This is a genomic window from Geodermatophilus sp. SYSU D00766 (assembly GCF_054049915.1).
The window spans coordinates 32756-53278 of sequence record NZ_JBJGYI010000024.1 but is presented as its reverse complement, the minus strand read 5'-3'; the positions used below and the strand labels follow the sequence as shown (position 1 = coordinate 53278).

Here is a 20523-nt window from a genome sequence, read left to right as displayed (position 1 = left end):
AGGGGCGAACCGCGACGGCCACTCCCTGCGAAGACCGGGTGCACGGGATCCGATCGGTGACGATCCGGTAACGACCCTCCCCTGATGGGGGGGTGGTCGTTGCCGGCCCGTTCCCGCCGGGTACTGCCGGACCAGCGCCCGCCAGGACGGCGGAGCGCGACGCACGCGAGGAGACGGACACCATGGCTACCACTGGCAACACCGGCGCGCGGCAGGGGATGACCTGGCCCCAGACGCTCGCACTCGTCTTCGGGGTGGTCTACCTCCTGGTCGGCATCGTCGGTTTCTTCATCACCGGCTTCGACGGCTTCGCCAGCAACCGCACCGACGGCAACGAGGACATGCTCCTCGTCTTCATGATCAACCCGCTGCACAACGTCGTGCACGTCGTGATCGGCGTGGCCGGGATCGCCCTGTCGCGCACGCTGGCCGGCGCCCGCACGTACGGCTGGCTGCTCGCGATCGGCTACGGCGCGGCCTTCGTCTACGGCCTGGTCGCGATCGGCCAGGACTGGGACTTCCTCAACATCAACGCGGCGGACAACGTGTTGCACGTCGCCACCGCCGTCATCGGCCTGGTGATGGCTCTGGGCCCGGTCAACGACCGCACCGCCCGCCCCGCCCGCGCGTAACCGAGGGCCGTTCCGGTACCGCTCCCGGAGCCGGGTCCCCGCCACCTCGGCGGGGGCCCGGCTCCTGCCGTTCCCGGCGCCCCCCGGTGCGACGCCGGTCACGCAGCGGTCTACCTTCCGGGACATGGACTTCGCCCTCTCCGCCCGAGCCGAGGACGTCTGCGGCCGGATGTGGGACTTCATGCGTGAGCAGGTCTTCCCCGCCGAGACCGTCTACGAGGAGTGGCGGGCCGCCCGCGGCCACGACGACCACGCCCACCCGCCGGTCCTCGAGGACCTCAAGAAGGAGGCCCGCGCCCGGGGCCTGTGGAACCTCTTCCACCACGAGCTCGGGGGGCTGACCAACCTCGAGTACGCCTCGGTCGCCGAGATCATGGGCTGGTCGCCGGTGATCGCGCCCGAGGTGACCAACTGCGGCGCCCCGGACACCGGCAACATGGAGACGCTGATGATGTTCGGGACGCCCGAGCAGAAGCAGCGCTGGCTCGAGCCGCTGCTCGAGGGCGAGATCCGGTCGGCCTTCGCCATGACCGAGCCCGACGTCGCCTCCTCCGACGCCCGCAACATCCAGACCTCGATCGTGCGCGACGGCGACGAGTACGTGATCAACGGCCGCAAGTGGTGGACCAGCGGGGCCGCCGACGAGCGCTGCCAGATCTTCATCGTCATGGGCAAGACCGACCCCGAGGGCGCTCCGCACCGGCAGCAGTCGATGATCCTCGTGCCGCGGGACACCCCCGGACTGGAGATCCTGCGCCACCTGCCGGTGTTCGGGTACCAGGACCAGCACGGGCACTCCGAGCTGCGGCTGACCGACGTCCGCGTCCCGGCGTCGAACCTGCTGGCCGGCGAGGGCGACGGCTTCATGATCGCCCAGGCCCGGCTCGGTCCCGGTCGCATCCACCACTGCATGCGCGCGATCGGCATGGCCGAGCGGGCGCTGACGCTCATGGTCGACCGCGCGCAGAAGCGGGTCGCCTTCGGCCGCCCGCTGGCCGAGCAGGGCACGGTCCGGGAGACCATCGCCCGTTCGCGGATGGAGATCGACCAGGCCCGGCTGCTCGTGCTGCGCACCGCCGACCTGATCGACAAGTACGGGGCGAAGGGCGCCCGCACCGAGATCGCCGCCATCAAGGTGATCGCGCCCAACGTCGCCTGTGACGTCATCGACCGGTCCATCCAGGTGCACGGCGGCGCCGGCGTCAGCGGCGACACCCCGCTGGCCCGCTTCTACGCCGCGGCCCGCACGCTGCGCATCGCCGACGGGCCCGACGCGGTGCACCTGCGGTCGGTGGCCAAGGAGGAGCTCGCCCGCGAGCGCCCCTACGTGGGCTGAGCACGACGACGACGGGGCCGGCACCGCGTGGTGCCGGCCCCGTCGCGTGCCCGGGTCAGGGCGTGAGGCTCGAGCCGAACCCCCCGCCGGCGAGCTTGGCCATCAGCTGCGTGCGATCGAGTCCCACGCCGGCCAGCGCGTCGCCGTCCCGGTCGGTGTCGATGTGGTCGGGCAGCTGCGCCTCGACCTTGTCGGCCGTGTCGTTGTCGCCCTCGGTGCGCAGCACCCGCACCAGCTCCTGCTTGTCCAGCTTCACGCGCTTCCTCCGTCCTGGGGACCGCCGATCCTCCCGGAGTGTGGTGCGCCCCACCCCGGGGCGGCAACCGGACGGCGGTCTCAGCGGATCCGGCCCTCAGCGGGGACGGGAGCGCCCGAACAGGAACGCGCTCACGGCGAGCAGGAGGACGCCCACGGACAGCTGGGCCGCCCCGACGCCGCCGCGCTGACCGACGAACCACGTCGACGCGGACACGAGCAGCACGACGCCGACGCCGAGGACGAGCAGCGCCACCAGCCGCCTGCGCCGCGACCGCCCGTCGTCGTCCCGTGGTGCCGGACCGCCTGCCATCTCGCCTCCGCTCCCGGCCCGGCGCCCCGCCGCGGCCTGCCGTCGAGCCAACCAGACGCCCGCAGCCGGCGCGCCGGGACTCGACAGGCAAGCACCAGCTTGCGTATCGTCCCGACGTGGGCGACGTGTTCCGGGCCCTCGCCGACCCGACCCGGCGCGCTCTTCTCGACGAGCTGCAGGAGCGGGACGGCCAGACGTTGTTCGAGCTGTGCACCCGGCTGGTCCAGCGCCACGGGGTGGGCTCGTCACGCCAGGCCGTCTCCCAGCACCTGGAGGTCCTCGAGGAGGCGGGCCTGGTGCGGACCCGTCGGGAGGGTCGCTACAAGTTCCACCACCTGGACACCTCGCCCCTGCGCGCCATCGTCGAGCGGTGGCGGCTGGACACGGAGGAGGGCCCGTGCGGATCACCCTGACCAGCGTCCTGGTCGACGACCAGGACGAGGCGCTGCGCTTCTACACCGAGGTGCTCGGCTTCGTGAAGAAGACCGAGATCCCGATGGGCGAGCACCGCTGGCTGACCGTCGTCTCGCCCGAGGCGCCCGACGGCGTCGAGCTGGTGCTCGAGCCCGACGGCCACCCGGCGGCGCGGCCGTGGAAGGAGGCGCTCGTGGCCGACGGCATCCCCTACACGTCCTTCACCGTGGCCGACGTGCACGCCGAGACCGCCCGGCTCAAGGCCCTCGGCGTGCGGTTCACCCAGGAGCCCCTGGAGATGGGGCCGGTGACCACCGCCGTCTTCGACGACACCTGCGGCAACCTGCTGCAGATCGCGAGCGCCCCGGCCGGCTGAGCCGGCGCCGGGCCGGACATGGCCTAGGGTCCTCCCGTGCCGGAGCCGGGGGACCGCGTGCTCCCGTGGGCGCTGCTGCTGCGGGTCCACGCCGCCGTCCTCCCCCGGCTGGAGCGGGCGCTGGCCGCCCACCAGCTGCCGCTGGCCTGGTACGACGTGCTGCTCGAGCTCAACGCGGCCCCCGGCCGGCGGCTGCGGATGAGCGAGCTGGGCAGCCGGGTGGTGCTCAGCCGGGAGCGGGTCAGCCGGGTCGTCGACGAGCTGCAGCGGGCGGGCCTGGTCCACCGGGAGCCCAACCCGGAGGACCGCCGCTCGCTGTTCGCCGTCCTCACCGACGAGGGCCGGGAGCGGCTGCGCGCCGCCGCCCCGGCCTACCTCGCCGGCATCGAGGAGCACTTCACCGCCCACCTCGACGACGAGGAGGTCGCCGTCCTGACCCGCGCCCTGGGCCGGGTGCTCGCGGCCGAGGAGCCGCCCCGCACCTGACCCGCGGGCTCAGAACGCCTTGCCGGCGTCGCGGGCCTGGGCGTGGGCGAGCGCCCGCCGGACGTCGACGTCGTCGGCGACGAGGTCGGGGCGCAGGTGGATCTCGGTGACGTCCTCGATCCCTGCCCAGCGCAGCCAGTCGGCGAAGAAGGTGCTCTGGAAGTCCGACCCGAAGGCCGGTCCGCGCTCGGGCCCGTAGACGGCGCTGGTGTAGACGACGGCGGCCCGCTTGCCGGTCAGCAGGCCGCGGTAGCCGGTCACCGGGTCGAAGCCGAAGAGCATCCCGGGCTGGCTGACGACGTCGATGAACTGCTTGAGGACGTAGGGCACGCCGGCGTTCCACATGGGGACGCTGAACAGGTAGCGGTCGGCGGAGTCGAACCACCGGAAGGTCGCCTCGACCGCCTGCCAGGCCGCCGCCCCCTCCCCCGTCGGCTCCCGGCCGGCGAAGACGGCCATCTTGGCCTCGACGGCCGCGGGCCCGAAGGCGGGCAGCGTGCCGTCCCACAGGTCGAGGGTCTCGACCGGGACGTCGGGGTGCGTCTCGGCGAAGGCGTCGAGGAAGGTCGCGGCGAGGGCGCGGGACTCGGAGGCGGCGCCGCGGGGCGAGGCGGAGACGTGCAGGAGGGTGGACATCGGGGGTCCTCTCGGTCAAGTGCGTGCGTGCGCACACAGTATGTCCAGATGCGTGCGCACGCACAAGAGTTCCCTCACAGTGGAGGCTGCAGGCCCTCCGGCGGCGTCAGCCCTCGCGGGTCGGCGGCTCGCCCTCGGCGAGCGCGGCCTGCGCCTGCGCGGGGTCGTAGGCGCAGGCGTCGGCGACGTCGGAGGCCGGCGGCGCACCCTCCTGCGGCTGCGGCGGCGACCCGTCGGGCACGTCCCCCGCGGCGTTCGTCCCCGGCGCGGGGGCGGGCGCGGGTGCCGGGGTGTCGGTCAGCGTCTCCTGGACGATCTGCCGCATCCGGTCGTAGTCGGGGTAGGCCGGGTCGATCAGGCTGGTGTCGAAGACGACGCTGCGCACCTCGGCGTCCTTGACGAGGAAGGCGAGGTCGACGAAGTCGTCGAGGGCCGCGCGCGGGATGTCGGTGCTGACGATGTCCTGCGTCGTGGCCGCGAGCTCCTGGTACTGCTCGAGCAGGGTGATCGGGTCGGCCGCCTCGATGATCGCGTCGATCGTGCAGCGCTGCCGGGCCATGCGGTCGTAGTCGCTCAGGCCGAAGCGGCCGCGCGCGAAGTGCAGCGCCGTCGCGCCGTCCATGTGCTGGTCCGGGCCGGGGGCGATGTAGCCGTCGGGGAGGATGCCCAGCGTCGGCTCGCCGTTGATGGGCACGTAGTAGTTGACGTCGACCGTGATGCCGCCCAGGGCGTCGACCAGCCGGCTGAACCCGTCGAGGTTGACCAGCACGAAGTAGTCGATGGGCAGGCCGAGGGCCTCCCCGACGCCGAGCTTGAGCCAGTCGGCCCCCGGGTCGTCGGTCGGCCCGAGGACGTCGGGGTGGTCGGTGGGGCCGTTGCGGTACACCGCGTTGAGCAGGCTCTCGCTCTCGCTGCCGGACTCGAAGCCGTCGGGGTAGAGGGCGGCCAGCGGGCTGTCGGCCGGGAAGGGCAGGTCCTCCAGGTTGCGCGGGAGGCTGAACAGCGTCGTCTCGCCGGTCGCGGTCTCGATGCTGGCCACGATGACGGTGTCGGTGCGCACGCCCTCGCGCCCCTCACCGCCGTCGCCGCCGAGCAGCAGGACGTTCACCCGCTCCTTGTCCCCGAAGGGGTCGGGGGTGTCGATGACGGTGGCCGACCGGCGGTCGCTGGCGAAGACGCCGTCGAGCAGACCGCGCTGGGCCACGGCCACCGTGCCGACCCGGTAGGCCGGGTAGGCCACGGCCGCCACCAGCGCGGCGACCAGCACCGCGCCCACCAGGAGCCGGGGGCGGCTGCTGCGGCGGGGCAGCAGCGCCCGGTAGCCGGTCACGATCACCACGATCCAGGCCAGGGCGAGCACGGCGATGCCGCCGACCAGCCAGGCCAGCTGGTTGGTGTCGACGGCCAGGCGCACCGCGGTGCGCCGGCCTCCGGTGGCCAGCCACACACCGCCGGCCACGAGCAGCGCGGCGACCAGGAGCACGAGGGCACCGATCCGGCGCCGTCCCGTGGCGAGGAAGGCGGTACCGGGGACGAGGGCGTTGAGCGCGGTCAGGCCGAGGACGGAGGCCAGCGACCGCGAGCCCGCGCGTTCGTGCCGGCGGCTGCTCCCCCGGCTGCCGGGCGGCACGGGAGGCAGCGCCGGCTTGTCGCCGATGGGGCGGGTGAGGTCGGAGTCGTCGGTCACAGGCGCACCCGGGACGGGCCGGGCCCGCTCCCGTCGGCTCCACTCGTCCGGGCCACGGTCATCCGCCCATGATCCCACTCGCGACACGTCCGCACGGGCCTCTCGTACCCCGTGGGGGCCGGAGCCACCCGACGCGGGGTGAGCTGCGTCTCCCCCGCAGCCGGGCCGGTCCGGAGCGTCGTCGCAGGTGTGCGGTGGGTGAGCAGCGACCCGGGCGCGGGAGCCGGGAGGACCGCCCGCTCCTAGGCTCGGGGGTCGTGCGCCTCGCCACGTGGAACGTGAACTCCATCCGCACGCGGGTCGACCGGGTGGTCGCCTGGCTGCAGCGCCGCGACGTCGACGTCCTGGCGCTGCAGGAGACCAAGTGCCGTGACGACCAGTTCCCCGAGGAGCGCTTCCGCGAGCTCGGCTACGAGGTCGCCCACGTCGGGTACTCGCAGTGGAACGGCGTGGCCGTGGTCTCCCGGGTCGGGCTGGCCGACGTCGAGGTCGGCTTCCCCGGCATGCCGACGTGGGCGGCCAAGGAGGGTGCCGAGCCCGCCGCGGAGGCGCGCGCCCTGGGCGCCACCTGCGGCGGGGTGCGGGTGTGGAGCCTGTACGTCCCCAACGGCCGGCAGCTGGGCGACCCGCACTACGACTACAAGCTGGCGTGGCTCGCCGCGCTGCGCACCGCCGCCGGCGGCTGGCTGGCCGCCGACCCCGCCGCGCAGGTGGCCCTGGTCGGCGACTGGAACATCGCCCCGCAGGACGACGACGTGTGGGACACGAGCGTCTTCGCGCACTCCACGCACGTGTCCGAGCCGGAGCGGGCCGCGTTCCGCGCCGTGGTCGACGCCGGCTACGCCGACGTCGTCCGGCCCCTGGCGCCGGGCCCCGGGGTCTACACGTACTGGGACTACACCCAGCTGCGCTTCCCCCGCCGCGAGGGCATGCGGATCGACTTCACGCTGGCCTCCCCGACGCTGGCCGGCCGGGTGACCGGCGCGCTGATCGACCGCGAGGAGCGCAAGGGCAAGGGCGCCAGCGACCACGCCCCCGTGGTGGTCGAGCTGGCCGGCTGAGGGGCGTCACGCCGGGCCGGTCGCCAGGGCCCGCCGGATCGCGTCGGCGATCTCGGACAGCGCGGGCTCGGCGTCGGCCTGCGGGTGCAACGGCATGCCGGCGGCCCTACCCACCCGCGGACGGGGACGCCCCGTCGTCGTCGAGCCGGCCGCCCGGTCCACAGGGACGTCACTCTCCGCTGCCAGTGCGTTGACAGGCTGTCCCCGCACGGTGGGGCGACGGTCGGAGACGCCGACCCGGGACGAGGAGCACACGTGCGCAAGAAGCTGGTCATCGCCGCCACCACCGGTGCGCTGACCCTCACCGGCCTGGCCGTGGCCGTGCCGGCCATGGCCGACACCGGCGACACAGGGGACGCGTCGTCGTCCCGGGTGGAGCGCATCCGGGACGCGCTGGCCGACCTCGTCGAGGACGGCTCGCTCACCTCGGAGCAGGCCGACGAGGTGGCCACCACGCTGGGCGAGGCGGACCCGGGGCCCGGCGGAGGGCACGCCGGGAGGGGCGCGGACCTGGCGACGGCCGCCGAGGCCCTCGGCACGAGCGAGGACGACCTCCGCACCGCGCTGGAGGCCGACGGCGCGACGCTCGCGCAGGTCGCCGAGGACCGGGGCATGGCCCTCGACACGCTGGTGCAGGCGCTGGTCGCCGCCGAGCAGGAGCGGATCGCGCAGGCCGTCACCGACGGGCGCCTGACCCAGGAGGAGGCCGACGAGCGGCTGGCCGACCTGGAGCAGCGGGTCACCGACCGGGTGGAGAGCACGGTCCCCGACCGCGGCCCCGGCCGGGACGGCACCGCACCGGAGCGGCCCGCCGGCGACTGAGCGGCGCGGGACGTCCGCGGCGGCGTCGTCCTCCCCGGGACGGCGCCGCCGCGGCCGGCTACGCCACCGGCACCGGCGCGCGGGCGGCCAGCCAGGCGGTGAGGTCGGCCGCCGTCATGGGCCGCCCGTGCAGGTAGCCCTGGACGCTGGTCGCCCCCACGGCGCCGGCGAAGTGCTCCTGCTCCGCGGTCTCCACGCCCTCGGCCACGGTCTCCAGGCCCAGCCGGTGGGCCATCTCCACGATCGCGTAGACGACGGCCTCGTCGGCGACCGAGGTGGCGGCGCCGGTGACGAACGACTTGTCGATCTTGACGACGTCGACGGGCAGCTCGCGCAGCGCGGTCAGCGCCGCGTACCCGGTGCCGAAGTCGTCGATGGCGATCCCGACGCCGAGGCCGTCGAGCTCCTGCAGCGCGGCGCGCACCACGGGGGTGTCCAGCGCGGAGGACTCGGTGACCTCGATGACCAGCCGGTCGGCGGCCAGCCCCTGCTCGACGAGGTTGCGGGTGACGTCGGCGACCACGCCCGGCGCGGACAGCTGGGCGGCCGAGGCGTTGACGTGCACGGCGACGGGCCGCCCGGCGTCATACCAGGAGGCGACGTCGGCGCACGCCCGGGCGAGCACCTGCGCGCCCACCGGGACGATCAGCCCGCGGGCCTCGGCGACGCCGAGGAAGGTGGCCGGCGAGAGCAGGCCCCGCTCGGGGTGCCGCCAGCGGACCAGCGCCTCCACCGCGGTGCAGCGGCCGTCGGCGGTGGCCACGATCGGCTGGTACAGCACCTCGAGCTGCCCCTCGGCGAGGGCGACGCGCAGCTCCGCGGCGAGCGCGGCGTCGTCGTCGGCGGCCAGCAGGTCGGGGGTGAACCGGTGCACCCGGCCCTTGCCGTGGCGCTTGGCGGCGTACAGCGCCAGGTCGGCGTGCTGCACCACCAGCTCGGCGGTCAGGCCCGGGCGGGCGCACGCGATCCCGACGCTGGCGCCGACCTGCGCCGGCCGCCCGTCGAGCTCCACCGGCAGGCCGGAGAGCTCGACCAGGCGCTCGGCGACGTCGACGGCGGTCTGCTCGCTCGCCCGCGGCAGCAGCACGGCGAACTCGTCGCCGCCCAGCCGCGCGAACAGGTCGCCGTCGCGGAGGGACGCCGACAGCCGCCCGGCGATCGCCCGGAGCAGCCGGTCGCCGGTGCCGTGCCCGCGGTTGTCGTTGACGGTCTTGAAGTCGTCGAGGTCGACGAACAGCATCCACGCGGGCTCGCCGTCGGGGTGCAGGCCGGCGACGGTCTCGGCCAGCGCGGCGGTGAACGCCGTGCGGTTGGGCAGGCCGGTCAGCGGGTCGGTGGAGGCCTGCACGACCAGCTCCTGCTGGCGGGTGACGCTGCTGATGGCCAGGGCCATCTTGTCCCGCAGCCGGGCGGCGGCGGCGACCACGTCGTCGGGGAGCCCGCCGGGCGCCCCCAGGTAGAAGCGGCCCGGCAGGCCGCGGTGCGGGAAGGCCCACCACCGGGCCGGGGTGCCGGCCACCGCGTCGAGCACGGCGGGGTCCTCGACCGGGGACCCGCTCAGCACCGCGGTGCCCGGGACGGCGAGGACGTCCGGCACGGCGGCGAACTCCCCGACCGAGCCGACGACGCGGTCGTCGGTGCCGACGGCGACCGCCCGGCCACCGGGCACGACGCGGCAGAGGTCCCCGAGCGCCCGCCACCCGGCGTCGACGACGCGGTCGAGGTCGTCGGCCGCCAGCAGGTCGGCGGCCAGCTCGGCCAGCAGGGTGCCGCACCGGTGGGCCCGGTCGCGCTCGACGACGCCCACCGCCAGGTGGCGCGCCACGACGGTGGTCAGGACCACGCCGGGCAGCGCGGCGGCGAGCATCGCGGCCGGCAGCGCGCCGGTGTGCCAGGGCACGGAGTCCCACAGCAGCACCGCGACGGCCAGGGCCGCCGACAGGCCGATCCCGTAGCAGGCGACGTGCAGCGTGGTGCCGAACAGGGCCCGGAACCACACCAGCGCCATGAGCACGCCGACACCGGTGACCGGGTTCGAGCAGGCGAGCAGGAAGCCCGCCGCGACCAGGCACTCCAGCCAGCACAGCCGGGTGACCTCGTCCCCGTGGCGGTAGCGGTGGACCCAGGCCAGGACCATCACGCCCGCCGAGGCGAGCAGCAGGCCGGCGGCCGGGGCGGACGAGCCGGGCAGCGAGGTGGCGACCGCGACGGCCAGCGACGTCAGCGCCAGCAGCAGGAACAGCGCCCTGGTCCGGCGGACGAGGCTCGGTCCACCCCGGCCCAGCGCGTCGTGCAGCAGAGCGGTCACGGGAGCCTCCAGGGATCGTCGGCCCGCGCAGGTGCCGCGTGCCGTCCCGACCGGTGTCGGCTCGTGCTCCGGGGCGGCTGGAGGCCCGGGCGGACCGCTCTCACCCCTCGGGGGCGGACGTGCCTCCCCGCCCCCGTCCCGTGTCAGGCGCGCGGCTCGACCAGCGTCTGGTCCTGGTAGCACCACCACCACGACTCGCCGGGCTCGAAGGAGCGCACGATCGGGTGCCCGGAGCTGCGGGAGTGGGCGGTGGCGTGCCGGCGGGGCGAGCTGTCGCAGCAGGCCACGTGCCCGCAGGACAGGCACTCGCGCAGGTGCACCCAGGAGCTGCCCTCCCGCAGGCAGTCGGTGCAGCCCTCCGTGCTGTCGGGGGAGACGCCGGGGTCGACCTGGTCGATGTGCGTGCACGCGGCCATGCCAGCAGTCTGCTCGCCGCGGGCCGTCCGTCCAATGCCCCTGGCGATCGCCGGGACGCATGCCCGGCCGGCGCTCACCCGGTCGCGGCGACCTCCGACAGCGGCAACCGCACGACGAACCGGGTGTCGCCGGGGGAGGACCGGACCTTGAGCACCCCGCCGTGCCGGTTGGTGACGATGCGCCAGGCGACGTCGAGCCCGAGCCCGGTCCCCTGGCCGACCGGCTTGGTGGTGAAGAACGGCTCGAACACCCGCCGGCGCACCTCCTCGGGGATGCCGGGGCCGGTGTCACCGACCACGACGACGGCGGAGTCGCCCTCGACGGCGGTGCTCAGGGTCAGCGTCCCGGACCCGCCCATGGCGTCGAGGGCGTTGTCGATGAGGTTGGTCCACACCTGGTTGAGCTCGGCGGCGTAGGCCGGCACCGGCGGCAGGTCCGGGGCGTAGTCCTTCACCACCCGGACGCCGGGCGGGATCTTGGCGCTGAGCACCACCAGCGTGGCGTCGAGTCCCTCGCGCAGGTCGGTCATCTGGTGCGGCGAGCGGTCCATCTGCGAGTACTGCTTGGCCGCCGAGACCAGGTGCGAGATGCGGCTGGTGCTCTCCAGCACCTCGCCGATGAGCATCTCGGTCTCCACGGTGTAGGACAGCCACCGCAGCGCCGGCTCGAGGAACCCCTCGTCCACCGCCTCGGCGACCAGGTCCAGGCACTCGACGTCGAGCCCCGCCGGCACGAACACCGCGGCCAGCTCCCAGGGCCGGGCCAGGCCGTGGTCGTCGAGCCAGTCGGTGAGCTCGTCCTCGCGGTCGGACCGCTCCAGCGCCGACAGCTCGCCGGTGGTGCCGATCCGCGCGACGAAGCGTTCCTGCAGGTCGGTGAGCCGGCGCAGCTGCTCGCCGTCGATCGTGCCCTCCGACAGCAGCGCCAGCTTGTGCCGCATGCCGGCCACCCGCTCGCGCAGCGCCGCGGTGGCCCGGGCCGCCGCGGCGGCGGGGTTGTTGAGCTCGTGGGTCAGCCCGGCCGACAGCTTCCCCAGCGCCAGGAGCCGCTCGCGCTGGCCGACGAGCTCCTCGGAGTTGCGGATCCCGAGGAACAGGCCCTGCAGCAGGTGCACGGCCATCGGGTACCAGCGGCGGAACACGGCGGCGAACTCGGCGGCCGGCAGCGCCAGGAACGTGGTGTCGGTGACCGCGCGGACCGTCGCGGGGTAGACCTGCTCGACCTGGTCACCGAGGTAGAACTGCACCGCGCCGCTGTAGACGCCCGGGGAGTCGCTGCGGACGGTCTCCACCTCGTCGCGGCCGACCTGGCGGACCATGCTCAGCGTCCCCGACAGCAACACGAAGAAGCACTCGGCGGGCCGGCCCTCGACCGAGACCTCGCTGCCGGCCGGGTGGCTGACCACGTCACCGGTGCGCGCCACCCAGTCCAGCTGGTCGTCGTCGAGGTCGGCGAAGAGGAACAGCTCGCGCAGCTGCTCGCGGGTCAGCGCGACGCCGGGGGTCGGCGTCCCGACGGTGGTGGTCATCTCTCCTCCAGGTACCGGTGCACCAGGGTGACGGCCATGGCGCCCTCCCCCACCGCGGAGGCCACCCGCTTGACCGACTGGGCGCGGACGTCACCGGCCACGAACACCCCGGGCACGCTGGACTCGAGGAAGTAGGGGTCGCGGTGCAGCCGCCAGCCGGCGGGCCGGGCGCCGTCGAGGAGCAGGTCGGGGCCGGTGCACACGAAGCCCCGGGCGTCGCGGGCGAGCACGCCGTCGAGCCACTCGGTCCGGGGCGCCGCGCCGATGAAGACGAACAGGTGCTCGGCCGGGACGGTCTCCACCCGCCCCGAGGCCTCGCGCAGGTCCAGCTCCTCCACGTGCTCCCCGCCCCGGACGGCGGCCACGGTGGTGCCGGTGCGCACGACGACGTTGGGGATGCCGGCCAGCTGCTGGATCAGGTAGTGCGACATCGAGGCCTCCAGCGACGGCCCGCGGACCAGCAGCGTCACGCAGCTGGCGTGCCGGGAGAAGAACACCGCCGACTGCCCGGCGGAGTTGGCCCCGCCCACGATGTAGACGTGCTTGCCCGCGCAGGCGGCCGCCTCGGTGAGCGCCGAGCCGTAGTAGACGCCGCGCCCGGTGAACTCCTCGGCGCCGTCGGCCTCCAGCTGCCGGTAGGCGACCCCGGTGGCCAGCACGACGGCGTGCGCGGCGACGCTGCCGCCGTCGGCGAAGTGCACGACCCGCGCCGAGCCCTGGGCCTCCAGCCGGACGACCTTGCGGGTGGTGAGCACCTCGGCGCCGAACTTGGCCGCCTGCCGCCGCGCCCGGTCGGCCAGCGCCCCGCCGGAGACGCCGTCGGGGAAGCCGAGGTAGTTCTCGATCCGGCTGCTCTGCCCGGCCTGGCCACCGGTGGCCTGCCGCTCCACCAGCACGGTGTGCAGCCCCTCGGAGGCGCCGTAGACCGCCGCGCCCAGGCCGGCCGGACCGCCACCGATGACGACCAGGTCGAAGAAGTCGGTGCTCGGCTCGACGGTGAGCCCGACGGCGGCGGCGAGCTCGGCCTGGGAGGGCGCCAGCAGCGGGTCCCCGTCCGGCGGCACCACGACCGGCAGGTCGTCGGGCCCGGCCCCCGCGGCCTCCAGCAGCCGGCGCCCCTCCGGCTCCTCGACGCTGTACCACTGGTAGGGCACGGCGTTGCGGGCGAGGAAGTCGCGGGCGGCGAAGGACGGCGCCGACCAGCGGTGCCCCACGATCCGCACGTCGAGCACCGGCGCGTCCGGGCTGGCCCGCCAGGTCTCGAGCATGGCCCGGACGACCGGGTAGAGCTTCTCGTCCGGCGGGTCCCACGGCTTGAGCAGGTACTGGTCGACGTCGACGAGGTTGATCGCCTGGATGGCGGCGTCGGTGTCGGCGTAGGCGGTCAGCAGCGCCCGCCGGGCCGAGGGGAACAGGTCCATCGCCTGCTCGAGGAACTCGATGCCGTTCATCTGCGGCATCCGGTAGTCGGCCAGCAGCACCGCCACCGGGTCCCCGCGCAGCTTCAGCTCGCGCAGCGCGGCCAGCGCCTCGTCGCCGGAGGAGGCGCGCACGATGCGGCACTCGCCGCCGAATTCCCGGCGCAGGTCCCGGGCGACGGCGCGGGAGACCCCGGGGTCGTCGTCGACGGTGAGCAGGACCGGCAGGGCCTTGCCGGCGGTCCGGGCGGGGGTGCCGGCTGGCTCGGTCATGTGCCCTCCTGGGCTGCTGGTCGCGCGTCGGCCGACGCGGCGGTCGCGCCCGCGCCGGGGGACGCGGCGAGCGCTTCGAGGTCGGCCTCGGTGGGGTGGCGCAGGACGCGCTCGGAGCGCCACACGACCACGGGCAGATCGTCCTCGGTGACGTCGAGGTCGGCCAGCAGCTCGGCGACGTCGTCCTCGTCCTCGACGTCGACGACGACGGCGCTGAGCCCCCGCTCCTCGGCGACGCGGCGCAGCCGCTCGGTCTCCGGCGACGAGCCGCTGCCGACGATGCGCACGTCGGCGGCGAGGGCGAGCAGGAGGGAGCGGCGGATCAGGAACGCGCGCAGCACCGTCTCCTTGAGCGCGTGGTCCTCGGCGAACGCCGCGCGCACCTGCGCGTCGGGGACGGTGACCACCTCGGCCGGCTGCAGGACGACGGCGGTGAGGAACACCGGGCGGTCGCTGAACAGGTCCAGCTCGCCGAGGAAGCGCCGCGCGCCGTGCACCGAGACGACCCGCTGGTCGGGGTGGCCGTGGTGCTCGACGACGGCGACGGTGCCCGACAGGAGGACCTGGAAGTCGTAGCCGGGGTCGCCCTCGCGGAACAGCGTCTCCCCCGGCGCCCACGTGCGGCGGGTCCCGTGGCGCTCCAGGAGGGCCAGCTGCTCGTCGGTCAGCAGCGGGTAGGCGCCCTGCCGGTCGGGCGTCTCCTCGAGGTCGGCCGGCAGCGGCGCCGCCCGCGTCAGGGACACCACGTCCGGTTCCCGGCGCCGCGGGCCCAGCACCGGCAGCACCGGGCTGCCGGGCTCCCCCCGCGGCGCCATCGGCAGCGCGTCCTCCCCGCCGACGTCGGCCAGCAGCGCGGCGGCCAGCGAGTCGGCGTCGTAGGGCCCGGTGTGCCGGCGCCCGCCGACGAAGAAGGTCGGGGTGCCCTCGACCCCGCTGGCCTCGGCGGACTCGACGTCCTGCTCCACCCGCCGGGCGTACTGGCCCGAGCCGAGGTCGCGGGAGAAGCGCACGACGTCGAGGCCGACGGCGGCGGCGTGCTCGAGCAGGTCGCCGGGGTCCAGCCGGTCCTGCTCGGCGAAGAGCCGGTCGTGCATCTCCCAGAAGCGGCCCTGGGCGGCGGCCGCCTCGGCGGCCTCGGCGGCCAGCCGGGCGTGGGGGTGGACGTCGGTCAGCGGCACGTGCCGGAAGACGTAGCGCAGCCGGTCGCCGAACCGCTCCCGCAGCTCCTCGACCGCGCCGGTGGCCCGCCCGCAGAACGGGCACTCGAAGTCGCCGTACTCGACCAGGGTGAGCGGGGCGTCGACCGGTCCCCGCACGTGGTCGCGGGCCGGGTCGACCGGCGGGTCGAGCAGCACCGGCCGGCCGGTGCCGGACGGGCGGCGGCGGTCGGCGAGGCGGAACAGCGCCCAGCCGAGCAGCGCGGCGAGCACCGACGCCGCCAGCACCCCGACGCGGGCCTGGTCGGCGGTGCGCTCCTGCCCCTCGTCGAAGGCCAGGTCGACGATGAACAGCGAGATGGTGAAGCCGATGCCCGACAGCGCGGCGCCGCCGGCCAGCTGCATCCCGGTGAGTCCCGGGGCGAGCCGGCCGAGCCCCAGCCGGACCGCCAGGCCGGTGCCGAGCAGGATCCCGACCAGTTTGCCGAGCACCAGGCCCGCGACGACGCCGATGGTCACCGGGGAGGACGCGGCGTCGCGCAGCGTCTCCCCGCTGAGGGAGACGCCGGCGTTGGCCAGCGCGAACACCGGCACGATGACGAAGCTGGTCCACGGCTGCCACAGCGCCTGCAGCCGCTCGCTGGCCGACACCGACCGGTCGATCGACAGCCGCGCCGCCCGGGCGAACTGGGGGTTGGGCGACTGCTGGTAGGCCCGCATCAGCCGCGCGGCGTCGGCGACCTCCTCGCGCCGGGCCGCGTAGGCGGGGGTGAACAGCGCGATGACGACCCCGGCGAGGGTGGGGTGCACCCCGGACTCGTACATCGCCACCCACACGGCCAGGCCGAGCACGAGGTAGGCCGGCCCGCGCCACACGTGCAGGTACCGCAGCATGACCATCAGGCCCAGCCCGACCACCGCGACGGCCAGCGGCCCCAGCCGCAGGTCCTCGGTGTAGAAGAGCGCGATCACGCTGAGCGCCCCGACGTCGTCGGCGATGGCCAGCGTCAGCAGGAACAGCCGCAGCTGGGCCGGGCAGGCCGGGCCCACCAGCGCCAGCACGCCGAGCAGGAAGGCGGTGTCGGTGGAGATGACCACCCCCCACGCCGCGGCCGCCTCGCCGTCGAGGTTGAACACGACGTAGACCAGCGCCGGCACCACCAGCCCGGTCACGGCGGCCAGCGCCGGCACCGCGGCGCGCCGACGGTCGGTGAGGTCGCCGATGACCAGCTCGCGCTTGATCTCCAGGCCGACGACGAAGAAGAAGAACACCATGAGCCCGTCGTTGACCCAGTGCTGCAGGCTCAGGGACAGCTCGGTGTCGCCCACCCGGACGGCGAACTCGGTGTGCCAGAAGGTCGCGTAGCTGTCCCCCATCGGGGAGTTGGCCCACGCGAGCGCGGCGAGGGTGGCCAGGAGCAGGAGCCCGGCGCTGCCCGCCTCGGTGCGCAGCGAGCGCCGCAGCGGCGCGACGCGGGCGAGCAGCCCGCGCCCGCCGGCGGCCGACTGCCCCATCGGCTCCCGCGCGTCGGCGGCCACGCCCGGGACGCTGCCCGCGCTCACCGGGCACCGTCCCCGGGGACGGCGACCGGCCCGCGCGGGTGCAGCCGCGGGCCGTCGAGGTCGCAGTGCAGGCACTCCTCCACGGGCAACCGCCCGGCGCCCGGCTCCGGCCCCCCGCCGGCACGGCCCAGCGGCCGGCGGATGGTCAGCACGGCCACCAGCGCGCCGACGACCAGCAGGCCCGCGCAGATGAGCATCGCCGTCCGGAAGCCGGAGTCGAACGCCGCCGGGTCGGTCCAGTCGTCCCCGGAGATCCCCGCCGCGACGGGGACCACCGCGACGGCCAGCAGGCCGGCGGCACGGGCGACGGCGTTGTTGACGCCCGAGGCGACGCCGGCGAAGCGGTTCTCGGCGGAGTCGAGCACGGTCGCGGTGAGCGGCGCGACCAGCAGGGTCAGGCCGGCGCCGAACAGCAGGGCACCCGGGAGCACGTCGAGGACGTAGTCCGCCGTCGGCCCGACCTCCCGCAGCAGCAGCAGCCCGCCCGCCGACAGCAGGGGCCCGACCGTCATGAGCAGCCGCGGCCCGATCCGCTGGGCGAGCGCCCCGACGCGGGCCGAGAACAGCAGCATCAGCACGGTGACCGGGAGCAGCGCGGTCCCCGCGAGCAGCGGGCTGTAGCCGGACACGACCTGCAGCTGCAGGACCAGCAGCACGAACACCACCCCGAGCGGTGCGTAGACCAGCAGCGTGACCACGTTGGCCGCGGTGAACTGGGGGTTGCCGAACAGCGCCGGCGGCACGAGCGGGTACGCCGAGCGCCGCTGGACGACGGCGAAGGCCACCAGCGCGAGCACGCCGACGGCGCCCCAGACGGCGACCTCGACCTCGCGGCCGGTCCCGCCCGCGGCGGTCAGCGCGTACGTCAGCCCGCCGAGTCCGACGACGACCAGCGCCGTCCCCGCCCAGTCCAGGCGCGGCGCGGCGTCGGGGTCGCGGGTCTCGGGCACGTGCCGGGCGGCGACCGCGACGATGACGACGGCGACCGGCAGGTTGACGAGGAAGACCGCCCGCCAGCTCCACTCCACCAGCCAGCCGCCGAGGAACGGCCCGACCGCCCCGGCGACCCCGCCGAGCCCGGACCAGGCGCCGACCGCGGCAGCGCGGTCCTCACCGGCGAAGGACGCCGAGATGATCGCCAGGCTGCCGGGGGTCAGCAGCGCTCCCCCCACGCCCTGCAGCGCGCGGGCGGCGATCAGCATCTCCACGTTCACCGCCAGCCCGCACAGCAGCGACGCCGCGGCGAACCAGACCACGCCGACGACGAACACCCGCCGGCGGCCCAGCCGGTCGCTGAGGGAGCCGCCGAGCAGGATCAGCGAGGCGAGGGTGAGCGTGTAGGCGTTCACCGTCCACTGCAGGCCGCCGAAGCCGGCGCCGAGGTCGGCACCGATCCGCTCCAGCGCCACGTTGACGACGGTGGCGTCGAGCATCGCCAGGCTGGAGCCGAGCACCGTCGTCAGCAGCACCCACCGCGCCCGGCGGGTCCCCATGCGCAGCCCGGCGGACTCCGGCACCGCCGGACGCGCGGCCGCGGCCGGCCGGTGGTCAGCCGACACCGGGGACCGTGCGGATCCGACACCGGCGAGCTCGTCGCGGCACTCGAGCCTCCTCGGGTTGCCTCCGGAGCCTGTGGACGCGGGCCGGGGGCTGTCCAATAGCGGGACCGATAGCGGTGAGGCATCGTCGCGCGCCGACCCGCCCCAGGTCCATGCCCGGCGTCCGGAGCGCCCGCGGCACACGCCGCGGGAGGCCCGCCCGTGGTGGCCCACCTCACCGCCTGACCTGCACGGACGTCCTCCGGAGGGGCATCGGCGCGACGCCGGCGGTGTTGTACCCGGCGATGACCGCGCCCGCTCTCCCCGAGACCCCCACCCCCTCCCGGCTGTGGACCCCGAAGCGGGTCCTCGTCACCCGGTCGGCCGCCGAGCGCCCGCACGGGCAGCGGGTGCTCGCCCGCCTCGAGGCCGCCGGCGTCGACGCGATCGAGCTGCTGCCCGGCGACCGGCTGCCGTCGCTGCGGGGGGACGACGACCGCGCCGCCTTCATGGCCGCCAAGGACACGATGGCCCTCGTCGTGCCGCCGCCGTCGAAGCGGAAGCTGCAGCCCATCCCGCCGTCGGCGGACTTCCGGCTCGACCTCGCCGAGGGCTGCCCCGCGCACTGCCAGTACTGCTACCTGGCCGGGTCGCTGGGAGGCCCGCCGATCACCCGCGTGTGGGCCGACCTCGACGAGGTGCTCGAGACCCTCGACGGCTACGTCGGCCGCGGTGCCGTCACCTCCGGCACGGTCGAGCGCGGCGGCGAGGGGACGACGTTCGAGGCCTCCTGCTACACCGACCCGCTGGCGATCGAGCACCTGACCGGCGGCCTGTCGCGGATGGTCGAGCACTTCGGCACCCACGCGTGGCCGGGCCACGTGCAGCTGCGCGCCACCACCAAGTTCGACGACGTCGCCGACCTGCTGAGCCTCCCCCACGGCGGGCGCACCCGGCTGCGGTTCTCGGTCAACGCGACGTCGGTGGACCGCCGCTTCGAGGGCGCGACGGCCAAGGTGCCGGCGCGGCTGCGGGCGATGTCGGCGGTGGCCGCGGCCGGCTACCCGGTCGGCGCCACCATCGCCCCGATCATGCCGGTGGAGGGCTGGCGCGAGCAGTACGCCGAGCTGCTCGACGGCATCGCCGCCGCCGTCCCGGCCGGGCACGACCTCACCGTCGAGTGCATCACCCACCGGTTCACGCCGGGCAGCAAGGAGACGCTGCTCGACTGGTACCCGCGGACCAGGCTGGAGATGGACGAGTCCCGCCGCACCACCAAGCGGGGGAGGTTCGGCTCGGTCAAGCACGTCTACCGGAAGGAGACGATGGCCGAGCTGCGCACCTGGTTCGAGCGCGAGGTGGCCGAGCGGCTGCCCGGCGCCCGCCTCCTCTACTGGACGTGATGGAGGACCCCCGTGCACGTCCGCGGAAGTGCACGGACCCGAGTCCGACCGCCACGTAGCCTCGCTCGTCGTGCTCGTGCTCCTGCCGCCCTCGGAGACCAAGTCCCCCGACGGCGACGGCGGCCCGCTGGACCTGACCGCGCTGTCTTCTCCCGAGCTGACGCCGGTCCGCGAGCGGCTGGTCGACGCGCTGGTCACCCTGGCCGCCGACGCACCCGCCGCCCGCGCCGCGCTCGGCCTCTCCCCCGGCCAGGACGCCGAGCTCGCCCGCAACGCCGCGCTGCGCACCAGCTCCACCGCGCCGGCGGTCGAGCGCTACACCGGCGTCCTCTACGACGCCCTCGGCGTCCGCACGATGACCCGCGCCCAGCGGGCCCGCGCCGACCGCCGGCTCGCCGTCGGCTCGGCGCTGTTCGGCGTGGTCCGCGCCGGCGACCGAATCCCCGCGTACCGCCTGTCGGCCGGCTCGGCGCTGCCCGGGCTGCCGGGGCTGCGCGCGCAGTGGCGGCCGGTCCTCGGCCCCGCCCTCACCGGGGCCGGCGAGCTCGTCGTCGACCTGCGCAGCGGCGCCTACCAGGCACTGGCACCGGTGCCCGGCGCGGTGACCGTCGACGTGCTCAGCGAGCGCGCCGACGGCCGCCGCACGGTGGTCAGCCACGCCAACAAGGCGCACAAGGGCCGCGTCGCCCGGCTGCTGGCCACCACCACCGCAGAGCCCGACGGCGTGGTGCGCCTCCGGGCGCTGCTGCGGCGCGCGGGGTTGCACGTGGAACACGACGGCGGGACGGCGCTGACCCTCGTGCTGCCGCCGTCCTGAGCGGCCGGTCCTCACGTGCGGTGAGACGAGGCGCACCCCTCGTCAGGCCTGTTGGCCGCAACCGGCGTCGCTTACGATGTACA

The 20523-nt window shown here is 75.2% G+C and carries 19 protein-coding genes; 9 read left to right on the top strand and 10 right to left on the bottom strand.

Translation table 11 applies throughout. The features are described from left to right. Positions 1 to 182 precede the first annotated feature (182 nt). On the top strand, positions 183 to 632 hold the full coding sequence (locus ACI8AD_RS16870) for a DUF4383 domain-containing protein (RefSeq protein ID WP_456871673.1): 450 nt from the start codon (positions 183 to 185) through the stop codon (positions 630 to 632). Between the two features lie 124 nt (positions 633 to 756). Next, on the top strand, positions 757 to 1968 hold the full coding sequence (locus tag ACI8AD_RS16865) for an acyl-CoA dehydrogenase family protein (protein WP_456871672.1): 1212 nt from the start codon (positions 757 to 759) through the stop codon (positions 1966 to 1968). A gap of 55 nt (positions 1969 to 2023) precedes the next feature. Here the strand turns inward: ACI8AD_RS16865 and ACI8AD_RS16860 are convergent, their stop codons facing one another. Both ACI8AD_RS16860 and ACI8AD_RS16855 read right to left on the bottom strand, forming a co-directional pair. Continuing rightward, positions 2024 to 2224 carry a hypothetical protein gene (locus ACI8AD_RS16860; RefSeq protein ID WP_456871671.1) on the bottom strand — a complete coding sequence of 67 codons (201 nt, stop codon included), beginning with the start codon at positions 2222 to 2224 and terminating at the stop codon, positions 2024 to 2026. Between the two features lie 96 nt (positions 2225 to 2320). Continuing rightward, positions 2321 to 2536 carry a hypothetical protein gene (locus tag ACI8AD_RS16855; RefSeq protein WP_456871670.1) on the bottom strand — a complete coding sequence of 72 codons (216 nt, stop codon included), beginning with the start codon at positions 2534 to 2536 and terminating at the stop codon, positions 2321 to 2323. Between the two features lie 116 nt (positions 2537 to 2652). Between ACI8AD_RS16855 and ACI8AD_RS16850 the strand changes: the two genes are divergently transcribed. Genes ACI8AD_RS16850 through ACI8AD_RS16840 form a run of 3 tightly spaced genes read left to right on the top strand, consistent with a single transcriptional unit; the run spans position 2653 to position 3812 of the window. Further along, positions 2653 to 2949, top strand: coding sequence for an ArsR/SmtB family transcription factor (locus ACI8AD_RS16850; RefSeq protein WP_456871669.1), 297 nt, complete (start codon positions 2653 to 2655; stop codon positions 2947 to 2949). Next, positions 2934 to 3326, top strand: coding sequence for a VOC family protein (locus ACI8AD_RS16845; protein WP_456871668.1), 393 nt, complete (start codon positions 2934 to 2936; stop codon positions 3324 to 3326). Before ACI8AD_RS16850 ends, ACI8AD_RS16845 begins: the two co-directional genes overlap by 16 nt. Positions 3327 to 3362: 36 nt before the next feature. Next, positions 3363 to 3812, top strand: a complete 450-nt coding sequence (locus ACI8AD_RS16840) for a MarR family winged helix-turn-helix transcriptional regulator (RefSeq protein WP_456871667.1) — start codon at positions 3363 to 3365, stop codon at positions 3810 to 3812. A 9-nt stretch (positions 3813 to 3821) separates the two neighbouring features. Here the strand turns inward: ACI8AD_RS16840 and ACI8AD_RS16835 are convergent, their stop codons facing one another. Both ACI8AD_RS16835 and ACI8AD_RS16830 read right to left on the bottom strand, forming a co-directional pair. After that, the gene (locus tag ACI8AD_RS16835; protein ID WP_456871666.1) at positions 3822 to 4448 is read right to left on the bottom strand and encodes an FMN-dependent NADH-azoreductase; all 627 of its coding nucleotides are present in this window, start codon (positions 4446 to 4448) and stop codon (positions 3822 to 3824) included. A gap of 106 nt (positions 4449 to 4554) precedes the next feature. Further along, positions 4555 to 6135 carry an LCP family protein gene (locus ACI8AD_RS16830; RefSeq protein WP_456871665.1) on the bottom strand — a complete coding sequence of 527 codons (1581 nt, stop codon included), beginning with the start codon at positions 6133 to 6135 and terminating at the stop codon, positions 4555 to 4557. Positions 6136 to 6392: 257 nt separating this feature from the next. Here ACI8AD_RS16830 and ACI8AD_RS16825 point away from each other — a divergent pair, with 257 nt between their 5' ends. Then, the gene (locus tag ACI8AD_RS16825) at positions 6393 to 7196 is read left to right on the top strand and encodes an exodeoxyribonuclease III (protein WP_456871664.1); all 804 of its coding nucleotides are present in this window, start codon (positions 6393 to 6395) and stop codon (positions 7194 to 7196) included. Between the two features lie 255 nt (positions 7197 to 7451). Further along, positions 7452 to 8018, top strand: coding sequence for a hypothetical protein (locus ACI8AD_RS16820; protein ID WP_456871663.1), 567 nt, complete (start codon positions 7452 to 7454; stop codon positions 8016 to 8018). Between the two features lie 58 nt (positions 8019 to 8076). Here the strand turns inward: ACI8AD_RS16820 and ACI8AD_RS16815 are convergent, their stop codons facing one another. From ACI8AD_RS16815 to ACI8AD_RS16790, 6 genes are all read right to left on the bottom strand, one after another. After that, positions 8077 to 10326, bottom strand: coding sequence for a putative bifunctional diguanylate cyclase/phosphodiesterase (locus tag ACI8AD_RS16815; protein ID WP_456871662.1), 2250 nt, complete (start codon positions 10324 to 10326; stop codon positions 8077 to 8079). 143 nt (positions 10327 to 10469) lie between these two features. Further along, positions 10470 to 10742: a UBP-type zinc finger domain-containing protein gene (locus ACI8AD_RS16810; RefSeq protein WP_456871661.1), complete on the bottom strand. Its 273-nt coding sequence runs from the start codon at positions 10740 to 10742 to the stop codon at positions 10470 to 10472. Positions 10743 to 10816: 74 nt separating this feature from the next. Further along, a complete protein-coding gene (locus ACI8AD_RS16805) occupies positions 10817 to 12271 on the bottom strand; it encodes an ATP-binding protein (protein ID WP_456871660.1) in 1455 nt (484 codons plus the stop codon). Then, entirely contained in the window at positions 12268 to 13962 is a 1695-nt protein-coding gene (locus ACI8AD_RS16800) for an FAD-dependent oxidoreductase (protein ID WP_456871659.1), read from the bottom strand. Before ACI8AD_RS16800 ends, ACI8AD_RS16805 begins: the two co-directional genes overlap by 4 nt. Next, the gene (gene nhaA / locus ACI8AD_RS16795; protein WP_456871658.1) at positions 13959 to 16658 is read right to left on the bottom strand and encodes a Na+/H+ antiporter NhaA; all 2700 of its coding nucleotides are present in this window, start codon (positions 16656 to 16658) and stop codon (positions 13959 to 13961) included. Before nhaA ends, ACI8AD_RS16800 begins: the two co-directional genes overlap by 4 nt. Before the next feature lie 20 nt (positions 16659 to 16678). Then, positions 16679 to 18241, bottom strand: a complete 1563-nt coding sequence (locus tag ACI8AD_RS16790) for an MFS transporter (RefSeq protein ID WP_456871657.1) — start codon at positions 18239 to 18241, stop codon at positions 16679 to 16681. Between the two features lie 284 nt (positions 18242 to 18525). Here ACI8AD_RS16790 and ACI8AD_RS16785 point away from each other — a divergent pair, with 284 nt between their 5' ends. Together ACI8AD_RS16785 and yaaA are read left to right on the top strand one after the other, a co-directional pair. Then, positions 18526 to 19623: a spore photoproduct lyase family protein gene (locus ACI8AD_RS16785; RefSeq protein WP_456871656.1), complete on the top strand. Its 1098-nt coding sequence runs from the start codon at positions 18526 to 18528 to the stop codon at positions 19621 to 19623. Between the two features lie 70 nt (positions 19624 to 19693). Further along, positions 19694 to 20440 (top strand): peroxide stress protein YaaA, encoded by a 747-nt coding sequence (gene yaaA / locus ACI8AD_RS16780; RefSeq protein ID WP_456871655.1) that lies wholly within the window; start codon positions 19694 to 19696, stop codon positions 20438 to 20440. The last annotated feature ends 83 nt before the right edge of the window (positions 20441 to 20523 follow it).

Coding starts and splice junctions, on each gene's coding strand:
- ACI8AD_RS16810 (WP_456871661.1), bottom strand. CDS start 10,742: ATGGCCGCGTGCACGCACATCGACCAGGTCGACCCCGGCGTCTCCCCC.
- ACI8AD_RS16865 (WP_456871672.1), top strand. CDS start 757: ATGGACTTCGCCCTCTCCGCCCGAGCCGAGGACGTCTGCGGCCGGATG.
- ACI8AD_RS16805 (WP_456871660.1), bottom strand. CDS start 12,271: ATGACCACCACCGTCGGGACGCCGACCCCCGGCGTCGCGCTGACCCGC.
- ACI8AD_RS16835 (WP_456871666.1), bottom strand. CDS start 4,448: ATGTCCACCCTCCTGCACGTCTCCGCCTCGCCCCGCGGCGCCGCCTCC.
- ACI8AD_RS16870 (WP_456871673.1), top strand. CDS start 183: ATGGCTACCACTGGCAACACCGGCGCGCGGCAGGGGATGACCTGGCCC.
- ACI8AD_RS16855 (WP_456871670.1), bottom strand. CDS start 2,536: ATGGCAGGCGGTCCGGCACCACGGGACGACGACGGGCGGTCGCGGCGC.
- ACI8AD_RS16800 (WP_456871659.1), bottom strand. CDS start 13,962: ATGACCGAGCCAGCCGGCACCCCCGCCCGGACCGCCGGCAAGGCCCTG.
- ACI8AD_RS16785 (WP_456871656.1), top strand. CDS start 18,526: ATGACCGCGCCCGCTCTCCCCGAGACCCCCACCCCCTCCCGGCTGTGG.